The organism is Ruegeria sp. BE9 (assembly GCF_056538765.1).
This window is the reverse complement of the sequence record NZ_JBQFTS010000002.1, coordinates 670,575-688,899: the sequence shown is the minus strand read 5'-3', so window position 1 is coordinate 688,899 and position 18,325 is coordinate 670,575. Positions and strand designations below refer to the sequence as shown.

The following is an 18,325-nucleotide window of genomic DNA, read 5'->3' as shown; positions in this document are numbered from 1 at the left end:
TTAATGAACACTTGTTCAATAAATACGTATCAGCGAATTCGCCTCTGGTCAATGTAGATACCAACCATGAAAAAAGCCGCCCAGAAAGGGCGGCCTCCTCAATCAGAACAAGCGTGCACTGTAGGTGCACTCATTTGAATTAAGATTGATAAATTGCTCCGACCTCGGCGCGGATAATACGTGCGATCATCTGGCAGTCTTCCAAAGAGAAGGTCAGCGGCACGCGCATATCAATGATCCCGGCCAAAATCCGATCACTTTCGGGCATCGGAGTACTTTCCGCATAGCGCCAGCTGTCATATCGCGATGTAAAGCCTGTCGGCTCCGCCCCACCAAACCACTTTAGCTCGACCCCTCGGTCTGCGCACCGCTGAATGACTTCACCAACACGCTCCGGAGACCAACCCAACAAAAGGAACTGGATGGACGACCCCACATAGGTCTCATCCTCTGGGCGATCCACGATCTTAAGGCCAGGCGTGCCCCTCAACCCGTTTTCTATTTCGCGGTAACGCTCGTTCCATCGTTCAACCTGGCGATCCAGATCACGCAGTTGTGGGCGTAAAATGGCAGCTCGTAAGTTGTCCATTCGGCCAGAAACATTTGGTGTAGTGTACTTGATCCGCTCAAACACCTCAGGCCCCGGCGCGGCTAGGTGGCGCTCGTAAAGCATGTATGACCCTGACAGCATCGTGGCCTTTGCAGCAAGCTCTTCGTCATCGGTAACCAATAGGCCACCTTCACCAGAATTTACGTGTTTATAAGTCTGGCAGGAATAACATCCTATGGCCCCTTGCCGACCAGACAACTGCCCACGCCAGGCAGCCCCCATCGTATGAGCACAGTCCTCGATCACAATTACTCCAGCGGCGTCACACAGCTCCATCAGCCGATCCATGTCGCACAGATGCCCACGCATATGGCTCAACATCAAAACGCGCGCCTGATCCAGCTTGGCGGCAAGATCATCCAGATCAATCGTGAGGTTTTCCGTCACCCCAACGAAAACAGGCTTGGCCCCAACCGAAGCGATCGCCCCGGGGACCGGAGCAAGTGTGAAAGCGTTGGTCAGAACCGGCTCTCCGGGCTGAACGCCCACTGCACGAAGCGCCGTTGCCAGAGCGTACCCGCCAGATGACACAGCCAAACAGTATTTGGCTCCCATCTGGGCCGCGAACTCCTGCTCAAGCAGAGCGGTTTCGCCCAACTCTCCATTTGCTACGTTGTAACGGTGCAGACGCCCGTGGCGCAAAACGGCCAGAGCGGCCTCTATCGCGTCTTCAGGGATCGGTTCCTGCTGCGTGAAACTGCCAGTAAATGTCTCAGTCATATGATCGTTGTGTTCCTGCATGCTTTTCAGGTCAAGAGATCACGCCGCCGCACCGATCAAACCGGTCACAAGTTCGGGCAGATCATCGAAATGGTGCAACAACGCTTCGGGTTCCAGCGCCGCCATGTCATCACCGGATGGACCAAATGTCACCAGAACCGATGGCACCCCGGCTGCGCGCGCAGTGTTCCGGTCTGTATCCGAGTCACCGATCAGAACGCAGTGGTCCGGATGTCCACCTGCACGTCGTGCTGCTTCGCGCAGAGGCTCCGGGTCGGGCTTGCGAACTGGCAGGGTATCCGCACCGACAAGCGACGCGAATTGATCACGTACACCTAATTTGGACAACAACAGATGAGCCAAGCCCTCTGGTTTATTTGTACAGATACCAATGCCGTACCCGGCAGATCTCAACGTTTCAACCGCGGCCAAGGCACCGGGGTAGAACTGCGTATGCACGTCAATGGCTTGCTCATAAACATCCAGAAAAATGGGATAATAAGTCTCCACCTGTTCCGGGTCATAAGCGCCGACCTTTTTCAAGCCTTCTGTCAGCATCATCCGCGCGCCCCGGACAGCAACAGCCGCATCCTGAGCCTGAGTCAGCACGTCCCCATGACCCATTTGTCGAAAACAATGGTTGGCCGCCGCCAAAAGATCGCCCGACGTATCAGCCAGTGTTCCGTCCAGATCAAAGATAACCGTGCGCATTTTGCCTCCTGCCTCGGCGGGTTTTCGCCATGCCTTGTTGCAAACGGCAATCTAGTTTGATTGCTGAACCGCTTGCGCCTTTGCCCTCAGCGGATAAAACGGACCGCAACAAAACACAAAGAGAAATCGTTTTCATGAGCACTGCCCTTGTCATCCTTGCCGCCGGAAAAGGCACCAGGATGAATTCGGATATTCCCAAAGTCCTGCACCCGATCGCCCAGACCCCAATGCTGGTCCACGCCATGCGCGCTGGTGCCGTGCTTTCACCCGAGCGGACGGTCATTGTCACCGGACACGGATCCGAGGCGGTTGCCAAGGTCGCCACGGCCGAGGACGATACAGCGCAAATCGCCGTTCAAGAAGAGCAGTTGGGCACAGCCCATGCAGTGGCACAAGCGCGCGATGCATTGGATGGGTTCCAAGGCGATGTAGTCGTTCTTTACGGCGACACACCGTTTTTGCAGCCGGACACGTTGGAACGGATGATCGCAGCACGCGCCGACAATGATCTGGTCATTCTGGGTTTCGAGGCGGCAGACCCGGGGCGATACGGCCGTTTGGTGATGACCGGCGACACGCTTGAGCGAATTGTTGAGTTCAAGGACGCATCGGATGAAGAACGCGCTATAACCTTCTGCAACTCGGGCTTGCTTGCCTGTGATGCTGAGACATTGTTTTCGCTGATTGATGCCGTCGGTAACGACAACGCATCTGAAGAATACTACCTGACAGATGTTGTTGAGATTGCCCGCAGCCGTGGTCTAAACGTTACAGCGGTCGCTTGCGACGAAGCTCAGACACTGGGCGTGAACTCCAGATCGGATCTGGCAGCTGCGGATGCGGTGTTTCAATCTCGCGCTCGGGCTGAGCTTCTGGACCTCGGCGTTACGCTGATGGCGCCTGAAACAGTTTACCTGTCCGCTGATACCATTATCGGCCGTGACACAGTTATTGAACCCAACGTGGTATTCGGCCCCGGTGTCACTGTCGAAAGCGGTGCTACGATCCGGGCGTTTTCTCATCTCGAGGGCTGCCATGTCAGTCGCGGGGCCGTCGTCGGACCCTATGCCCGCCTGCGTCCTGGCGCGGAACTGGCGGAAAACACGCGCATCGGCAATTTTGTTGAAATCAAGAATGCCGAGATTGCCGAAGGCGCCAAAGTCAACCATCTCAGCTATATCGGTGATGCTACAATCGGCGCTGCGTCGAATATCGGTGCGGGAACGATCACGTGCAACTATGACGGGGTGATGAAGCACCACACCAAGATTGGTGCGAATGTCTTTGTTGGATCTAACACCATGTTGGTAGCGCCGGTCACGCTGGGCGATGGGGCAATGACAGCCACCGGAACGGTTGTGACGCGCGATGTTGAACCGGACGCGCTGGCCGTGGCGCGGGCAAAGCAGGACAACAAACCCGGTTACGCAAGAAAATTGTTTGACATGTTGAAGGCGAAGAAAGCTCGCCGCGACAAAGGAATCTGAAACCATGTGTGGAATTGTAGGTGTATTGGGCGAACACGAGGTCGCTCCTATTCTGGTCGAGGCGCTGAAACGTCTGGAATACCGTGGTTACGATAGCGCCGGCATCGCAACGGTTAACGACGGTGCGCTCGGTCGCAGACGCGCTGTTGGAAAGTTGATCAACCTCAGCGACCTCTTGGTTCACGACCCGCTGCCCGGCAAGTCCGGTATTGGTCATACACGCTGGGCGACACATGGCACCCCGTCTGTCACCAATGCGCACCCGCATCAGGCCGGGCCGGTTGCCGTTGTTCATAATGGCATTGTCGAGAATTTCCGCGAGCTACGCGCCGAATTGGCCGAACGCGGCATCGGCTTTGTGACAGAGACCGATACAGAAACCGTTGCACTGATGACAGAACGCTTTTTGAACGAAGGGCTTTCTCCGGTCGAGGCGGCATTCAAAACGATTGATAAATTGGAAGGCGCTTTTGCACTGGCGTTCCTTTTCGACGGCGAAGACGACCTTATGGTTGCCGCACGCAAAGGTTCGCCGTTGGCTGTAGGGCACGGAGACGGAGAGATGTTCGTTGGTTCGGACGCCATCGCCCTTGCCCCCCTGACCGACCGCATCACCTATTTGGAAGAAGGCGACCGTGCCGTCTTGTCGCGTACTTCTCTGGAGATCCGAAACGAGGCCGGCGACCTTGTGAACCGTGAAGTGCGCCAGATCAAACTGGACCAAGCCCGCACCGACAAAGGCGGCCACAAACACTTTATGGCGAAGGAAATCGCTGAACAGCCTGTCGTAGTGGCCGAAGCGATCCGGTCGTACCTACCCGCGGCCGGCGACGAGGTTGTTCTGCCGGGTGAGCTGGACTTTACCAAGCTGGACCGCCTTACGATGGTGGCCTGCGGAACGGCTTTCTACGCTTGCCTTACCGCCAAATACTGGTTCGAGCGGCTGGCCAAAATGCCGGTTGAAGTCGATATTGCAAGTGAATTCCGGTACCGCGAGCCGCCGATTGGCGATCGCACTGCAGCCTTGTTCGTCAGCCAGTCCGGCGAAACAGCCGACACCTTGGCCGCCCTGCGGTATTGCGAGGGTAAAGCCGATAAAATCGTGTCGGTAGTAAATGTCTCTGAAAGCTCGATTGCGCGAGAAAGCGATATCATATTGCCCATCCATGCCGGGGTAGAAATCGGCGTAGCCTCGACCAAGGCGTTCACTTGCCAGCTCAGTGTTCTTCTAATGCTGGCACTGAAAGCTGCATCTGATCGGGGCACATTGACAGATGAGGAATTGGCAGATCACGCCGCAGCACTGCGCGGACTGCCATCTGTCCTGAATACGGCGCTGGAACAGAATGATGCCGTCAAAGCCTCGGCTCAACGGCTGGCCGAGGCACAAGACGTCCTATTCCTGGGACGTGGGTTGATGTATCCGCTGGCGATGGAAGGTGCGCTGAAGCTCAAGGAAATCAGCTATATTCACGCCGAAGGCTATGCGTCGGGTGAGCTGAAACACGGACCCATCGCCTTGATCGACAAGCATATGCCGGTGGTCGTCATGGCTCCACGTGATGCTGTGTTCGACAAGACGGTTTCGAACATGCAAGAAGTTATGGCGCGCAAGGGCAAGGTCATACTTGTTTCAGATGACAACGGCATTATTGAGGCTGAGGACGGCGTCTGGAGCACCATTCGTATGCCCCACATTCACCCCAGCCTTGCTCCGATCTTGTATTCGGTTCCGGCGCAGCTTTTGGCCTATCATACTGCGGTGGCCAAAGGTACAGATGTGGACCAGCCCCGCAATCTGGCGAAGTCCGTGACGGTGGAGTAAGACATGGCGAAACAATTCCCAGAACTGGACGACGCGCAGCGCAAGTTCATCGAAGAGCAACACATGTTCTTCGTAGGCACAGCGGCCCCTGAAGGCCGTGTAAACGTATCTCCAAAGGGAATGGATTCGCTTCGAATCTTGGGGCCAAACCGCATTGCTTGGATGAACCTGACCGGCAGCGGCAATGAAACAGCAGGGCATCTGCTGGAGGCCAATCGAATGACCCTGATGTGGTGTTCGTTCACCACCCGACCACTGATCCTCAGAACCTATGGAACGGCGCGCACGGTTCATGTTGGGGATGCTGGTTGGAGCGAGTTGGCAGAGTTTTTCCCAGATCACCGCAGTGCAAGGCAGATTTACGACCTTGATATAGACTTGGTGCAGACATCGTGCGGATACACGGTGCCGTTCATGGACTACCAGTCTGAGCGGGACACGATGCAAAAGTGGGTCGATGGCAAATCGGACGATGATATCCGCGCCTATTGGGTCGAAAAGAACCAGAAAACCATCGATGGCAAGCCAACTGGTACCTCCAGCTAACACAATGATACCGGACGCTTACCTAGATCAGATCAAGGCGAACGCTGACCCAGAGCGCGCCGAACAGATGGCGGCGTATCATAAGGTCGAACGCCCCTATCTGGGGGTCGGCAACCCGATCCTGAACGACCTGACCAAGTCGTGGCGACAGGAGCTGGACGTGTCTGCTCGCGTAGAATTGGCGAATGCATTGTGGCAAACCAACATTCACGAGGGACGGTTGGCCGCGGCCAAACTCTTGACGCAGGCCCGCATTCGACCTGACGATACCGTTTGGGAACTGTTGCAAGGCTGGCTGCCCGATTTCGACGCATGGGCGGTTGCCGACCACGCTTGCATGGCCATGCAGAAACGCCTTTCCGCGGATCCATCCCGGTTGGACGATGTAGAAGCCTGGACGCAGTCTCAGCATATGTGGACCCGCCGTGCCGCATTAGTGGCCACTCTGCCATGGACGAAGCAGAACCACCCCAAGCCAGATGATCTGGAACGACGTGACCGTATACTTGGGTGGGCGGCAGGTTATGTGCCTGACCGCGACTGGTTCATTCAGAAAGCCATCGCATGGTGGTTGCGCGAGTTGTCAAAGCATGACGCGCCCCGCGTTGTCACCTTTTTGCAAACGCATGGGGACGCAATGAAGCCCTTTGCCCGTCGCGAAGCTAAAAAATACCTGACAGATCAGTTTGAGTAGATTTCCAGCTCGACCAACTCATCGAACGGCAACAATAGCGCGCGCATTGCATCCAATGACAATCGGCTGCCCCCACCCTCGGGCCCTGCGGCAGGAACTAAAGTAATATAAGCCTGAGCACCTGTTCGTGGCACGACAACACGGCCCGTGAATTCGGTTTCAACCAGCGGAGTTTCCAACCAACGACCGGGGGTTGTGGGGTCTCCCAATCCGGCAATCGTCTTCTTGGCCCCGACCCACCCTGCAGCAGAGGTTGCAACCGGTTCAGGTTCAACAACCTCTTCAACGACAACCTGCTCCGGCTCGGGTGCAGCCTCGTCACCGCCAAAGACGCGTTCGGTCGTAGACCGCACAGTGTCACATCCCGCGATCAGCGCGCACAAAATGAATAACGAATACCTCATGCGATCAACCTATAGCCCTGCGCCCATCTGTACCAGCGCAAAGGAAAGTTCACCCTTGTCGAGGGCTGGTCACAGCTTTACCTATAACGCATGACAGCTCCACTCATCGACCCGTTCGCACGTGCCATCACATATCTTCGCGTATCCGTCACGGATCGCTGTGATTTCCGCTGTGTATACTGCATGTCAGAGGACATGAAATTCCTACCGAAGAAGGATCTTCTGACGCTGGAAGAACTGGACCGGATGTGCTCGACCTTCGTCAAAATGGGCGTAGAGAAATTGCGCATCACTGGAGGAGAACCGCTCGTCCGGCGCAATATCATGACGTTCTTCAACTCGATGACGCGGCATCTGGACAGTGGCGCGCTGAAAGAACTGACACTAACTACAAACGGTTCGCAACTACATCGGTTCGCAGACGATCTATACGCCGCAGGTGTGCGCCGCGTTAATATTTCGCTGGACACCTTAAATGAGGACAAGTTTGCTAAGATCACCCGCTGGGGCCGCCTAAAGCAGGTTCTCAATGGAATCGATGCGGCCCAAAAGGCCGGACTGAGGATTAAGATCAACGCCGTTGCACTCAAAGGGTTCAACGAAGAGGAATTGCCCACCATCACAAAATGGTGTGCAGAGCGCGATATGGATCTGACCTGGATTGAGGTCATGCCCATGGGCGATATCGGTAATGAGGATCGGCTTGATCAGTACTGGTCCCTCAAAGACGTGCGTAAAGAATACGAAAATCACTATAGCGTCAGCGATCTGGCCGAGCGTACCGGTGGGCCTGCACGCTATGTCCGGCTGGAGGAAACTGGTCAAAAGATCGGGTTCATCACTCCTCTGTCCCACAATTTTTGCGAAAGCTGTAACCGCGTGCGCCTGACCTGCACCGGAGAGCTTTTCATGTGCCTTGGTCAGGAAGACATGGCCGACTTGCGTGGTGCCTTGCGTGACCACCCTGACACTGAGCAACCGCTTGAGGACGCCATCCGCTCGGCTATCAACCTCAAGCCCAAGGGACATGACTTTGACTATTCCCGCCAAAGCGTAGACGGCAAAATGAGCCGTCACATGAGCCACACAGGCGGCTGACATGCCGGAATTTCCAAGCCGACCGACGCTGCTGTACCAACTGTATTGCGGCTTCACCGCTCTTGCTGCGCCGTTGGTATGGCGAACGGTTCGAAACAAACTCGCGGTGGCCGAAGTTCCCCAAGCACGACAGCAGGAGCGTCTTGGCCACGCCAGCCAGACCCGCCCCAAAGGCCAACTGATCTGGTTCCACGCAGCCAGCGTTGGTGAAACTCTTTCGGTCATCAGTCTGATTAAGCGCCTGGGGCAGCGCCTGCCTGCTGCTGAGTTTCTGATTACTTCAGGCACCCCTACATCAGCAGCATTAATTGAAAGACGCATGCCGCCCCGTGCACGTCACCAGTACCCGCCGCTGGACACAGCAGGCCCGGTTCGACGTTTTTTGAACCACTGGCGACCGGATGCAGCCATTTTTGTCGAAAGCGAAATTTGGCCCCGACTTATCGTCGAAAGCGGCGCAGATAACATCCCGTTGGCCCTGCTCAATGCTCGCCTGTCGCAGAGATCGGTGGAAGGCTGGAAGAAACGCCCTCAAACCGCACGTTTCGTTCTGGACCGGTTTCGCCTTTTTCTAACCCAGAACGATAAGACCGCGAAAAACCTGATCGACATGGGAGCACAACCGGAACGCGTACTGCCCGGCACTAACCTTAAGGCTATGTCCGATCCCTTGCCGGTGGACCAGAAAACCCTGTCGGATATCCAAGCCCAAATCGGAAATCGCCCGATCTGGATTGCCAGCTCTACCCACGCTGGCGAAGAGGAAACCGTACTGGCCGCTCACGCAGAGTTACTGAAACGCTGGCCGGATCTTCTGCTCCTGCTGATCCCCCGCCATCCTGAACGCCGCTCTGACGTTGCCAAGTTGATAGAACAGGCAGACCAAACCGCAACGTTCAGAAGCGCCGAAGGTGAAATCACCGGGGAAACGCAAGTTTACGTGGCGGATTCACTCGGGGAAACAGGCACGTGGTACGCGCTTTGTCCAATCGTATTTCTAGGCGGCTCGCTTAAGGAAATAGGCGGACACAACCCTTTCGAGCCCGCACAGGCAGGTGCTGCTGTCATCACCGGACCGGGCTATTTCAACTTTGCGGAAACATTCGCCCCATTGATTGAAAGCGGTGGCGCCGTTCAAGTGCAATCGGCCTCGGAACTGGAAAAGGCCGTTGCAATCTGGCTGTCGGATCAAGCCGCTTTGGAAACTGCACGAGAAGCAGCCAAGTCCTGCGTAAACACACAACAATCCGCGCTAGACTCTGTCGTCGAAACGCTCTGTGCGCGGCTTGAGCTGTCTGAATCTGAACCAGCATCCTTAGACTGATAGCCTGCGCAAATGAAATGGCGGGGGCAGCCCCCCGCCCCATAGATCAAGCCGCCGGCATTCTTTGCTCAACAATCTCAGCCCACCAACTGCACCCAGCTGGAATAGCCTCATCGTTGAAATTGTACTCGGGGTGGTGCACGGCGGCTGTATCGCCATTTCCGACGAGGATGTAAGCGCCTGGCCGTTCTTCAAGCATAAACGCAAAGTCCTCTCCCCCCATAATCAGAGGGGCTTCATCGCACTGACCTGCCACTGAACGTGCAACGTCGGCTGCAAAATCTGTTTGCTCGTCACTGTTCACCATCACTGGGTACCCACGGTAATAGGTCACCTCGACAGCCCCGCCAAATGTCGCGGCTACGCCGTTGCAGATTTCCCCGACGCGTTGCTCAGCCATGTCGCGCATCTCTTTGCTCATGGTGCGCACTGTACCCCTCAGCTTGACCGTCTGCGGGATCACATTGAAGGCCGTCGACGAAGTTTCAAACGAGGTCACTGAAACCACAACCTGATCCACCGGGTCCGCGTTGCGAGCGGCGATCGTTTGCAACGCCAGAACAGCCTGAGCCGCCATAACAGTGGTATCAATTGTTTCATGCGGTTTAGCCGCGTGACCACCCTTACCTTCGAAGGTAATATCGAATTGGTCTGTGGCGGCAAAAAACGACCCCGGACGGATGGCAAAACTACCTACCGGTCGGCCTGGCCAATTGTGCATTCCGTAAACTTCCTGAATGCCCCACCGATCCATCATTCCATCTTCGCACATTTCGCGACCACCGCCGCCACCTTCTTCGGCAGGCTGGAAGATGACCACGACCGTGCCATCAAAATTCCGGGTCTCGGACAAGTACTTTGCAGCACCCAACAGCATTGCAGTATGCCCATCATGACCGCAGGCGTGCATTGCTCCATCGGTCTTTGAAGCATACTCAAGGCCTGTTGCCTCAAGAATGGGCAGAGCGTCCATGTCCGCGCGCAGACCGATCACTTTGCCACCCGTATCGGCCTTACCCTTGATGACACCAACGACTCCGGTGCGCCCAATACCCGTCACGACTTCGTCACATCCAAACTCCCGGAGTTTATCCGCGACCAAAGCACTGGTGCGATGCGTCTCAAACAGGATTTCAGGGTTTTCGTGAATGTCGCGCCGCCATTCGGTGATCTCGCCCTGCAATTCGGCGAAACGGTTCTTGATCGGCATGTTTTTCTCCCATCTAATTCTTGTACCCTGCACTGGAGCCAATGCGGATTCAATCCGGACTTAAAGGCTGGAGTACCCGTCCGTGCCAGCGGCAGCAGGACCATGAACTGAGATACTATGTAAGCGTCGCGACACGAAACCCAATATCCCGCAGGCCAATTGGTTTCTCACCCCTTGTTTCGGTCAGAGGCACTAATCGGAAAAGGCGCAGGTCGTGCAAGTTTGGCCTACTCTAACCGTTTGCGTATTTGCCGAATTGAGAACCAAACCGCCAGAACAACCGGAACAGTCACTGCAGCTGTCAGCATCCCCTTGCTGATCCCGGCTTTGGTTAGCGGGTACAACAGGTAGCTTACCAATGAGACGGCATAGTAGCTGATCGCAACGACCGAGAGACCCTCGACCGTGTGCTGCAAACGCAATGCAAGATCGGCACGACGATCCATGCTTTCCAGCAGAGCCTGGTTTTGCGCGCTGCGCTCAACATCGACACGGGTTCGTAGCAGTTCTCCGGCACGAATTGCCCTGTCAGACAGCGCCTGAAGGCGGCGTTCAGTTGCTTTTACGGTGCGAATTGCCGGATCGTACCGCCGCATCATGAAGTCAGCAAAGCTTTGACGCCCCTCAAACCGCTCTTCCCGTAGCACTTCGATCCGCTGGTTCACGATCGCTTCATACGCACCCGTAGCTCCAAACCGGAAAGAGCACTGGGCTGAAAGCGTCTCAAGTTCCGTCGAGGTGGATAAAAGATCGAGCAGCAGTGTGTCGGGATGTGCAGAGTTATCCGTCATCTGCCCCATCAATTCAGTCAATCTGCTGTCCAACCCACCAATACGGGGCATCAGTTGTTTGACACGGGCAAATCCCAGCATCGACATCGCTTTGTAAGTCTCAATCTCACACAGACGCTGGATAATCCGACCGGTCCTGCGCCGTCCTGTGCCTTTGGACACGAACAAAGCGAAACGCATGTGTCCAGCCGGATCAATGCGGAAATCGCTGGCGCAAATGGCAGCGTCATCCAACACTCTGGCCACGGCCAGGCTTTCAGGATCGAACCAATCTGCCAGTGCTTCTTGAACAGCATCATCGCCTTCACGCTCAACCACGCGAACCATCGCAGAGGTGACACGCTGGCCCGGGCTTGCCATCAACCAATCCGGAGGAAAAACCTCGAAATCAGCGGGATTGAATGGGCGGTCACTGACGTTTTGTGAAATCGCAGTGTAAGTGACGAACTCTGTATGCTGTTCCCATTTCAGCCAGTGACGTCCGATCTGACCCGCGTAATGCGTTGCCTGAGGTTGCGGGTGCTGGGCGCCATGTCGGTCTAAAAGATTGATCAGATGGGCCAGATCTTCATCGCGATCCCGTGCCGCGGCGGCTTCCGGTTTCTTGATCGCAAGAAAAGCAACAGTACACGGCGTCCCCGCCACCGGAAAAGGGCGCGCGTGCAGCTCGTTGGCCAAAGCATAGCGCAGCGGATGGTCATCAATGGGCGTCATGCCAGGCTCCGTTTCATCCGGGCACTATACGGAACATCAGAAATACATCAATTCTCTTTTTATTTCATATACTTACAGGAATACCACAGTATACAAATCCGCTATCTCATTGATTTGGCTGCCACAACTCGATGGGATTACCCTCGGGGTCGTGAATGCGGGCGAACTTGCCGACCTCACTGTCCCATTCTTCGCGGGTTTCGACTGTGATCCCAGCCGCCTGCAATTGCGCAATCATCGCTGCAAGGTCTTCCACTCGGAAATTGATCATCCATTGCTGATCCGCTCTTCCGAAGTAGTCGGTATCCTGTTCGAAAGGCGCAAAGACTGTGTACCCTTCACTCTGCTTCCAAGGCACGGGATCGTAGTGATTTACGCCAAGGTGTTTTTCATACCATGCGCTTAGGGCTTTGGGGTCACGGGCGCGAAAAAACACGCCTCCTATACCGTTCACTTTCTCCATCGCTCACCTCCTGCACTGGTAGAATACAGCAAAACAAAAAAAGGCGCCCGGTTGGGGCGCCTTTTATCGTTTAGATCCGTGGTGATCAGTCGATCATCGGAAGCAGCTTGTCCAGCGACTCTTTGGCGTCGCCGTAGAACATGCGCGTGTTCTCTTTGAAGAACAGCGGGTTTTCGATGCCCGAGTAGCCAGTACCCTGACCACGCTTCGAAACAAAAACCTGCTTGGCCTTCCAGCACTCCAGAACTGGCATACCAGCGATGGGGCTGTTGGGATCCTCCTGCGCAGCCGGGTTTACGATGTCGTTCGAGCCGATAACGATAGCGACATCCGTTTCCGGGAAGTCCTCGTTGATCTCGTCCATTTCCAGAACGATATCGTAAGGCACTTTCGCCTCAGCCAGCAGAACGTTCATGTGGCCCGGCAAACGACCGGCAACGGGGTGGATCGCAAAACGCACCTCTTTGCCCTTCGCACGCAGCTTGCGGACCAATTCGGAAACCGACTGCTGTGCCTGCGCTACCGCCATGCCGTAACCCGGGATGATGATGACACTGTCAGCGTCATTCAGAGCAGCCGCAACACCGTCGGCGTCGATGGCAATCTGCTCACCTTCGACCTCCATCTGCGGACCCGAGGTGCCGCCAAAGCCGCCCAAGATCACGCTGACAAAGTGACGGTTCATCGCCTTACACATGATGTAGGACAGGATCGCACCAGACGAGCCCACCAGGGCACCAACCACAATCAGCAGGTCGTTGCCCAGAGAGAAACCAATGGCAGCAGCTGCCCAGCCTGAATACGAGTTCAGCATCGAAACAACCACCGGCATGTCGGCGCCGCCGATACCCATGATCAGGTGATAGCCAATGAACAGCGCCGCCAGCGTCATAAGGAACAGCGGGAAGAAGCCGCCCGAGGCGGTGTACCAGATCAGACAGATCAGCGACAAACCTGCCGCCGCAGCGTTTAGCGCATGACCGCCTGGCAGCTTGGTCGCCGCCGAGGTCACCTTGCCCGCGAGCTTGCCATAGGCCACGACCGAGCCAGTGAAAGTGATCGCGCCGATAAAGATGCCCAAAAACAGTTCGACATGTAGGATCGCGAGTTCAGCCGAGGTTTTCTTGGCGATCAGCTTGGCGAAAGCGCCCAGATCGGACAGATCCGCCTGACCTGCGCTATCCTTGATCGCCATGACCTGCGCCACGTTGCCGATCTCAAAATGCGCGTTGAAACCCACAAACACCGCCGCAAGACCAACCAGCGAGTGCATGGCGGCCACCAGTTGGGGCATCTCGGTCATCTGGACGCGCTGCGCCACATATTGACCGATCAGACCGCCACCGATGATAAGCAGCAGCGAAAGCAGCCACAGGCCAGAACCCGGGCCAACCAGCGTGGCAAAGACCGCCAGCGCCATACCGACGATGCCGTACCAGACCGCGCGCTTAGCGCTTTCCTGGTTCGACAGACCGCCGAGCGAAAGGATGAAAAGGACAGCCGCAACGACATAGGCGGCAGTAGTGAAGCCAAATTCCATGTGCCCGGCCTCCTTAAGATTTCTGGAACATGGCGAGCATGCGCCGGGTTACGAGGAAGCCACCGAAGATGTTGATCCCGGCCATGAAGACAGACAGCGCCGCCAGCAGTATGACGAGGAAGGATCCCGAGCCGATCTGCATCAGCGCCCCAACGATGATGATCGATGAGATCGCGTTGGTGATCGCCATCAAAGGCGTGTGCAAGCTGTGCGAGACGTTCCAGATCACCTGGAAGCCAACAAAGATCGCCAGCACAAACACGATGAAGTGCTGCATGAAGCTGGCCGGAGCAATTAGGCCGATCAACAGCATCAGCGCGCCACCAACACCCAGCAGCGTGAACTGCTGTTTGGTTTGCGCCTTGAACGCCGCGATCTCTTGCGCCTTTTTCTCTTCCGGGGTCAGTTCTTTGACTTCCGGTTTCTTCTGCGCCGCGATCGCTTGAACTTTCGGCGGCGGCGGTGGGAAGGTGATCTCACCCTCATGGGTCACGGTCGCGCCGCGGATCACGTCATCTTCCATGTCATGGTTGATCTGACCGTCCTTCTCGGGCGTCAGGTCGGTCATCATGTGACGGATGTTGGTCGCGTACAGAGACGAAGACTGAGCCGCCATCCGGCTTGGGAAGTCGGTATAGCCGATGATGGTGACGCCATTGTCGGTCACGATCTTTTCATCCGGCACGGTCAGTTTGCAGTTACCGCCCTTTTCCGCAGCAAGGTCCACGATGACCGAACCAGGCTTCATGCTTTCGACCATATCCTTGGTCCAAAGCTCAGGCGCTTCGCGGTTCGGGATCAATGCGGTGGTGATAACGATGTCCATTTCCGGAGCGAGCTCACGGAATTTGGCCAACTGAGCATTGCGGAACTCTTCGGACTGAACCGAAGCATAGCCGCCGGTTGCCGCACCATCCTGCTGATCCTCTTCGAAGTCCAGATAGACAAACTCAGCACCCATAGATTCGACCTGCTCAGCCACTTCGGGGCGCACGTCGAAGGCGTATGTGATCGCACCCAGCGAAGTCGAGGTCCCGATTGCCGCCAGACCAGCCACACCGGCACCAACGATCAGAACCTTTGCAGGTGGGACCTTGCCCGCGGCAGTCACCTGTCCAGTGAAGAACCGGCCAAAGTTATTACCAGCTTCGATCACAGCACGATAACCGGCAATGTTGGCCATCGACGACAGCGCGTCCATCTTTTGAGCACGGGAAATACGCGGCACCATTTCCATGGCGATCACGTTGGCACCCTTGGACTTTGCCATTTCCATGCCTTCTTCGTTGCCCGCAGGATTGAAGAAGGAAATCAGCGTCTTACCTTTGGTCAGGCGCTTTAGCTCAGTCTCATTGGGCTGGCGTACTTTAGCGACGATATCAGCCGCTTTCCAAAGCGAAGCCGCGGTCTTGACGATCTCAACTCCAGCCTCTTCGTATGAGGCATCAGAAAAACCCGCAGCAGCACCGGCGCCTTTCTCGATCAGGCATTCATAGCCAAGTTTTTGCAGCTGACGCGCCGAATCCGGCGTCATCGCGACACGGTTTTCACCGTCCATTACCTCTTTTGGTGTGCCTATCTTCACCGGCAGTGTCCCCCTAACATTCGCTCAGGCCGAGCGGGTTATCGGTATTGTTCTTCAATCTTTCATCTACCTTGCGCAATATTATTTCGCAAGTGCAGCATTTTTTACGTGGTGTCATTCCGTACGAACCTTCAGAGCCATCGTCGCGTTTTCTGCTCATACCGAGCGAAATCAGCGCGGAACGTTCGGCGCAGTCGATCTTCTTCAGGCAGGATAAAGCGACGTTCTAAAACCCAAACGAAAATCGGAACCAAAACCAAAGACAGAATGGCATCAAAACGCAGGATCAGCCCTAAGAGGATCAGAATGTCGCCAACGTAAATCGGGTTGCGGCTGCGCTTGAAAATCCCACTCTGAACCAAGGACGAAGGTGTTTCGTGCGGAATAATCGTCGTTTTGTGACGGCGAAACTCAACGGCGGCCAACACAGCAAGAAGCACCCCGCCTCCGATCAACAAGCCGCTAAGCAGATCCGTGAAACCACTGTCCAGCGACAACCCCAACGAAAAATAGCGCGCCTGCAACCATGCCAGAACAGCAAAGCCCAGCAACCAGACAGGAGGAAGGTCGATTTTACGCATGACAGCTTTCCCTTGAGTCACAATCGGCAGCACGATGTCGCATTTGATCGATCAACTATCGCTTTCCACCGAAAATGGCAAAACAACAGATAGTCGCAGTTACGAATTCTGCGCCCTCAGCCACCGCGCGGTTTTCAAAGGTCAAACATGGACACAAAGACGGGCATCCGTTAGCCCTTGCACCTGACTGTCACGAAACAACTTCTTCAGGCCCCCAATGACTGACTTTAGTGCAACCAAAGCAATGTTCGATCTGCCAGAAGGCGTCATTTACCTTGATGGCAACTCGTTGGGGCCCCTGCCCAGCGCCGCTGGCACCCGCGTGAATGACATGCTGGTCGAAGAATGGGGACAGATGCTGATTACCGGATGGAACAAAGCCGGTTGGATGGCGTTGCCTGTCGGATTGGGGGATCGCATAGGCCGATTGATCGGCGCCGAGCCGGGAAGTGTGGTGACAGGAGACACCCTTTCCATCAAGGTTTATCAGGCGGTGGCTTCAGCGCTTGAGCTGTGCCCCGACCGCAAGGTCGTATTGTCAGACAACGGCAACTTCCCCTCAGATCTCTACATGGTCGACGGGCTGCTTCGTTCGCTTGGGCCTGATTACGAACTGCGAATTGTTGCCCCCGAAGAAGTCGAGAACAACATCACCGAAGACGTGGCCGTACTCATGCTGACCGAAGTGGATTATCGCAGCGGCCGGCTACATGACATGAAGGCATTGACCGAACTCGCGCATGCCAACGGGACTGTGACCGTTTGGGATCTGGCGCACTCTGCGGGCGCGATCCCGGTGGATCTGTCCGGCTGCAATGTAGATTTCGCTGTGGGCTGTACATACAAATATCTTAACGGCGGTCCCGGCGCGCCTGCCTTTATCTATGTCGCTCCGCATTTGGCAGATCGTGTACGCCCAGCGCTGTCCGGTTGGTTGGGGCACGAAGCACCGTTCGCTTTTGATCTGGATTATCGTCCGGGTACAGGCATAGAGCGGATGCGCGTGGGCACGCCTCCGATAATTCAGATGACCGCGCTATCAGCGGCGATGGATGTATGGGATATGGCTGAGATGGCAGACGTCCGCGCAAAGTCCATCGAACTGACCGAATTGTTTATCCAACAAGTCGAAGCTTCTTGCCCCGAACTAGAACTGGCCAGTCCCCGTGACCCAAAGCAGCGGGGTAGTCAGGTATCGTTCAAGTTTAATGAGGGATATGCCGCGATGCAGGCCTTGATCGCGCACGGTGTGATCGGAGATTTCAGGTCGCCGGACATTATGCGTTTTGGCTTTACGCCCTTGTATATCGACGCTCAGGACGTTGAGCGTGCAGTAGATATCATAACTGACATTATGACCAACAAACTGTGGGACGCGCCAGAATACATGGTTCGTCAGCGCGTCACTTAGACTCGAGCCCCGCACCGATCAGGTTTGCCAATTGCGCAGTACGCGTTTCAAAATCTTCGGCGTTGGATGCGGTAAGTTTGATGCCCTTGAGCGCAGCAGTGATCGTTTTTGCAATCTCGTCTGGCTCTCCTGCCAGACGAACACGTCCTGCGGCCTTTTCTTGGGTTAGCCAAGCGGCATAAACGCTGGCCAGCTTACCTTCGCCCTCTTCGACAATATCGATGGACATCGATTTGGTGGTGTCGAGCATCTCTAGTCCGTGCGGGGACGCAAGGATATCCGCCATACCCTCGGACTGAGCGTGAATGGCCCGCTTGACGGCGTCGGAAACCGCGCCCCCTTCTTGCAAGGCCTTTGTAACAGCACCTACCTTTTCATGGTAATGCAATTGGGTCAGCTGACGGACGATCGCTTCTTTGTTCTTGTAATGAAGGTACACCGCAGGACGCGACATACCCGCGCCACGTGCAATATCGTCCATCGAGGTTTTTCTAAAGCCATACGCGGAAAACGCCTGAAAGGCCGAAGCTAATATCGCCTTTTGCCGCGGATCATCAATTACATCATTCATGCCGCACCTCTGACATTAATTGTATATTTTGTCAATTGAC

At 55.7% G+C, this 18,325-nt stretch carries 17 protein-coding genes; 7 read left to right on the top strand and 10 right to left on the bottom strand.

Annotation, left to right across the window (positions count from 1 at the left end):
* Window positions 1-139: 139 nt before the first annotated feature.
* Both ACR0EO_RS10010 and ACR0EO_RS10005 read right to left on the bottom strand, forming a co-directional pair.
* Window positions 140-1,330, bottom strand: coding sequence for a DegT/DnrJ/EryC1/StrS family aminotransferase (locus ACR0EO_RS10010; protein WP_480689428.1), 1,191 nt, complete (start codon window positions 1,328-1,330; stop codon window positions 140-142).
* Between the two features lie 39 nt (window positions 1,331-1,369).
* Complete coding sequence (locus ACR0EO_RS10005) at window positions 1,370-2,041, bottom strand: HAD-IA family hydrolase (protein WP_480689426.1); 672 nt, start codon at window positions 2,039-2,041, stop codon at window positions 1,370-1,372.
* A 134-nt stretch (window positions 2,042-2,175) separates the two neighbouring features.
* Between ACR0EO_RS10005 and glmU the strand changes: the two genes are divergently transcribed.
* Genes glmU through ACR0EO_RS09985 form a run of 4 tightly spaced genes read left to right on the top strand, consistent with a single transcriptional unit; the run spans window position 2,176 to window position 6,593 of the window.
* Window positions 2,176-3,528, top strand: coding sequence for a bifunctional UDP-N-acetylglucosamine diphosphorylase/glucosamine-1-phosphate N-acetyltransferase GlmU (glmU, locus tag ACR0EO_RS10000; protein WP_480689424.1), 1,353 nt, complete (start codon window positions 2,176-2,178; stop codon window positions 3,526-3,528).
* Between the two features lie 4 nt (window positions 3,529-3,532).
* Window positions 3,533-5,353, top strand: a complete 1,821-nt coding sequence (gene glmS, locus ACR0EO_RS09995) for a glutamine--fructose-6-phosphate transaminase (isomerizing) (RefSeq protein ID WP_480689422.1) — start codon at window positions 3,533-3,535, stop codon at window positions 5,351-5,353.
* A gap of 3 nt (window positions 5,354-5,356) precedes the next feature.
* On the top strand, window positions 5,357-5,899 hold the full coding sequence (locus ACR0EO_RS09990) for a pyridoxamine 5'-phosphate oxidase family protein (protein WP_480689420.1): 543 nt from the start codon (window positions 5,357-5,359) through the stop codon (window positions 5,897-5,899).
* Complete coding sequence (locus ACR0EO_RS09985; protein ID WP_480689418.1) at window positions 5,871-6,593, top strand: DNA alkylation repair protein; 723 nt, start codon at window positions 5,871-5,873, stop codon at window positions 6,591-6,593. The genes ACR0EO_RS09990 and ACR0EO_RS09985 overlap by 29 nt, the downstream gene beginning before the upstream one ends.
* On the opposite strand, the gene ACR0EO_RS09980 is transcribed toward ACR0EO_RS09985, so the two are convergent.
* Window positions 6,581-6,997: a hypothetical protein gene (locus ACR0EO_RS09980; protein ID WP_480689416.1), complete on the bottom strand. Its 417-nt coding sequence runs from the start codon at window positions 6,995-6,997 to the stop codon at window positions 6,581-6,583. The two genes, ACR0EO_RS09985 and ACR0EO_RS09980, sit on opposite strands and share 13 nt — an antisense overlap.
* Window positions 6,998-7,087: 90 nt before the next feature.
* Between ACR0EO_RS09980 and moaA the strand changes: the two genes are divergently transcribed.
* Both moaA and ACR0EO_RS09970 read left to right on the top strand, forming a co-directional pair.
* A complete protein-coding gene (gene moaA / locus ACR0EO_RS09975; RefSeq protein WP_480689414.1) occupies window positions 7,088-8,095 on the top strand; it encodes a GTP 3',8-cyclase MoaA in 1,008 nt (335 codons plus the stop codon).
* A gap of 1 nt (window position 8,096) precedes the next feature.
* Window positions 8,097-9,419, top strand: coding sequence for a 3-deoxy-D-manno-octulosonic acid transferase (locus ACR0EO_RS09970; RefSeq protein ID WP_480689412.1), 1,323 nt, complete (start codon window positions 8,097-8,099; stop codon window positions 9,417-9,419).
* Between the two features lie 46 nt (window positions 9,420-9,465).
* Here ACR0EO_RS09970 and ACR0EO_RS09965 read toward each other — a convergent pair whose 3' ends face one another.
* The 6 genes from ACR0EO_RS09965 to ACR0EO_RS09940 form a co-directional block, all read right to left on the bottom strand.
* Window positions 9,466-10,629, bottom strand: coding sequence for a M20 aminoacylase family protein (locus ACR0EO_RS09965; RefSeq protein ID WP_480689411.1), 1,164 nt, complete (start codon window positions 10,627-10,629; stop codon window positions 9,466-9,468).
* A 227-nt stretch (window positions 10,630-10,856) separates the two neighbouring features.
* Window positions 10,857-12,134 (bottom strand): DUF3422 family protein, encoded by a 1,278-nt coding sequence (locus tag ACR0EO_RS09960; RefSeq protein WP_480689409.1) that lies wholly within the window; start codon window positions 12,132-12,134, stop codon window positions 10,857-10,859.
* 106 nt (window positions 12,135-12,240) lie between these two features.
* Window positions 12,241-12,597, bottom strand: a complete 357-nt coding sequence (locus tag ACR0EO_RS09955; RefSeq protein ID WP_480689407.1) for a VOC family protein — start codon at window positions 12,595-12,597, stop codon at window positions 12,241-12,243.
* A gap of 85 nt (window positions 12,598-12,682) precedes the next feature.
* Window positions 12,683-14,137, bottom strand: a complete 1,455-nt coding sequence (locus ACR0EO_RS09950; protein WP_480689405.1) for an NAD(P)(+) transhydrogenase (Re/Si-specific) subunit beta — start codon at window positions 14,135-14,137, stop codon at window positions 12,683-12,685.
* Window positions 14,138-14,150: 13 nt separating this feature from the next.
* On the bottom strand, window positions 14,151-15,722 hold the full coding sequence (locus tag ACR0EO_RS09945) for a Re/Si-specific NAD(P)(+) transhydrogenase subunit alpha (RefSeq protein ID WP_480689403.1): 1,572 nt from the start codon (window positions 15,720-15,722) through the stop codon (window positions 14,151-14,153).
* Between the two features lie 131 nt (window positions 15,723-15,853).
* Window positions 15,854-16,303 carry a methyltransferase family protein gene (locus ACR0EO_RS09940; protein WP_480689401.1) on the bottom strand — a complete coding sequence of 150 codons (450 nt, stop codon included), beginning with the start codon at window positions 16,301-16,303 and terminating at the stop codon, window positions 15,854-15,856.
* A 217-nt stretch (window positions 16,304-16,520) separates the two neighbouring features.
* Here ACR0EO_RS09940 and kynU point away from each other — a divergent pair, with 217 nt between their 5' ends.
* Window positions 16,521-17,714, top strand: a complete 1,194-nt coding sequence (gene kynU, locus ACR0EO_RS09935) for a kynureninase (protein WP_480689399.1) — start codon at window positions 16,521-16,523, stop codon at window positions 17,712-17,714.
* On the opposite strand, the gene ACR0EO_RS09930 is transcribed toward kynU, so the two are convergent.
* Window positions 17,707-18,285 (bottom strand): TetR/AcrR family transcriptional regulator, encoded by a 579-nt coding sequence (locus ACR0EO_RS09930; protein WP_480689398.1) that lies wholly within the window; start codon window positions 18,283-18,285, stop codon window positions 17,707-17,709. The genes kynU and ACR0EO_RS09930 overlap by 8 nt on opposite strands.
* Between the last annotated feature and the right edge of the window lie 40 nt (window positions 18,286-18,325).

Excerpts from the sequence above, each read along its gene's own strand:
- ACR0EO_RS09985 (WP_480689418.1), top strand. The coding sequence starts at position 5,871 with ATGGCAAGCCAACTGGTACCTCCAGCTAACACAATGATACCGGACGCT.
- ACR0EO_RS09980 (WP_480689416.1), bottom strand. The coding sequence starts at position 6,997 with ATGAGGTATTCGTTATTCATTTTGTGCGCGCTGATCGCGGGATGTGAC.
- ACR0EO_RS09950 (WP_480689405.1), bottom strand. The coding sequence starts at position 14,137 with ATGGAATTTGGCTTCACTACTGCCGCCTATGTCGTTGCGGCTGTCCTT.
- ACR0EO_RS09990 (WP_480689420.1), top strand. The coding sequence starts at position 5,357 with ATGGCGAAACAATTCCCAGAACTGGACGACGCGCAGCGCAAGTTCATC.
- ACR0EO_RS10010 (WP_480689428.1), bottom strand. The coding sequence starts at position 1,330 with ATGACTGAGACATTTACTGGCAGTTTCACGCAGCAGGAACCGATCCCT.
- ACR0EO_RS09965 (WP_480689411.1), bottom strand. The coding sequence starts at position 10,629 with ATGCCGATCAAGAACCGTTTCGCCGAATTGCAGGGCGAGATCACCGAA.
- ACR0EO_RS09970 (WP_480689412.1), top strand. The coding sequence starts at position 8,097 with ATGCCGGAATTTCCAAGCCGACCGACGCTGCTGTACCAACTGTATTGC.
- moaA (WP_480689414.1), top strand. The coding sequence starts at position 7,088 with ATGACAGCTCCACTCATCGACCCGTTCGCACGTGCCATCACATATCTT.
- ACR0EO_RS09960 (WP_480689409.1), bottom strand. The coding sequence starts at position 12,134 with ATGACGCCCATTGATGACCATCCGCTGCGCTATGCTTTGGCCAACGAG.
- kynU (WP_480689399.1), top strand. The coding sequence starts at position 16,521 with ATGACTGACTTTAGTGCAACCAAAGCAATGTTCGATCTGCCAGAAGGC.
- ACR0EO_RS09930 (WP_480689398.1), bottom strand. The coding sequence starts at position 18,285 with ATGAATGATGTAATTGATGATCCGCGGCAAAAGGCGATATTAGCTTCG.
- ACR0EO_RS09940 (WP_480689401.1), bottom strand. The coding sequence starts at position 16,303 with ATGCGTAAAATCGACCTTCCTCCTGTCTGGTTGCTGGGCTTTGCTGTT.
- ACR0EO_RS09955 (WP_480689407.1), bottom strand. The coding sequence starts at position 12,597 with ATGGAGAAAGTGAACGGTATAGGAGGCGTGTTTTTTCGCGCCCGTGAC.
- glmU (WP_480689424.1), top strand. The coding sequence starts at position 2,176 with ATGAGCACTGCCCTTGTCATCCTTGCCGCCGGAAAAGGCACCAGGATG.
- glmS (WP_480689422.1), top strand. The coding sequence starts at position 3,533 with ATGTGTGGAATTGTAGGTGTATTGGGCGAACACGAGGTCGCTCCTATT.
- ACR0EO_RS10005 (WP_480689426.1), bottom strand. The coding sequence starts at position 2,041 with ATGCGCACGGTTATCTTTGATCTGGACGGAACACTGGCTGATACGTCG.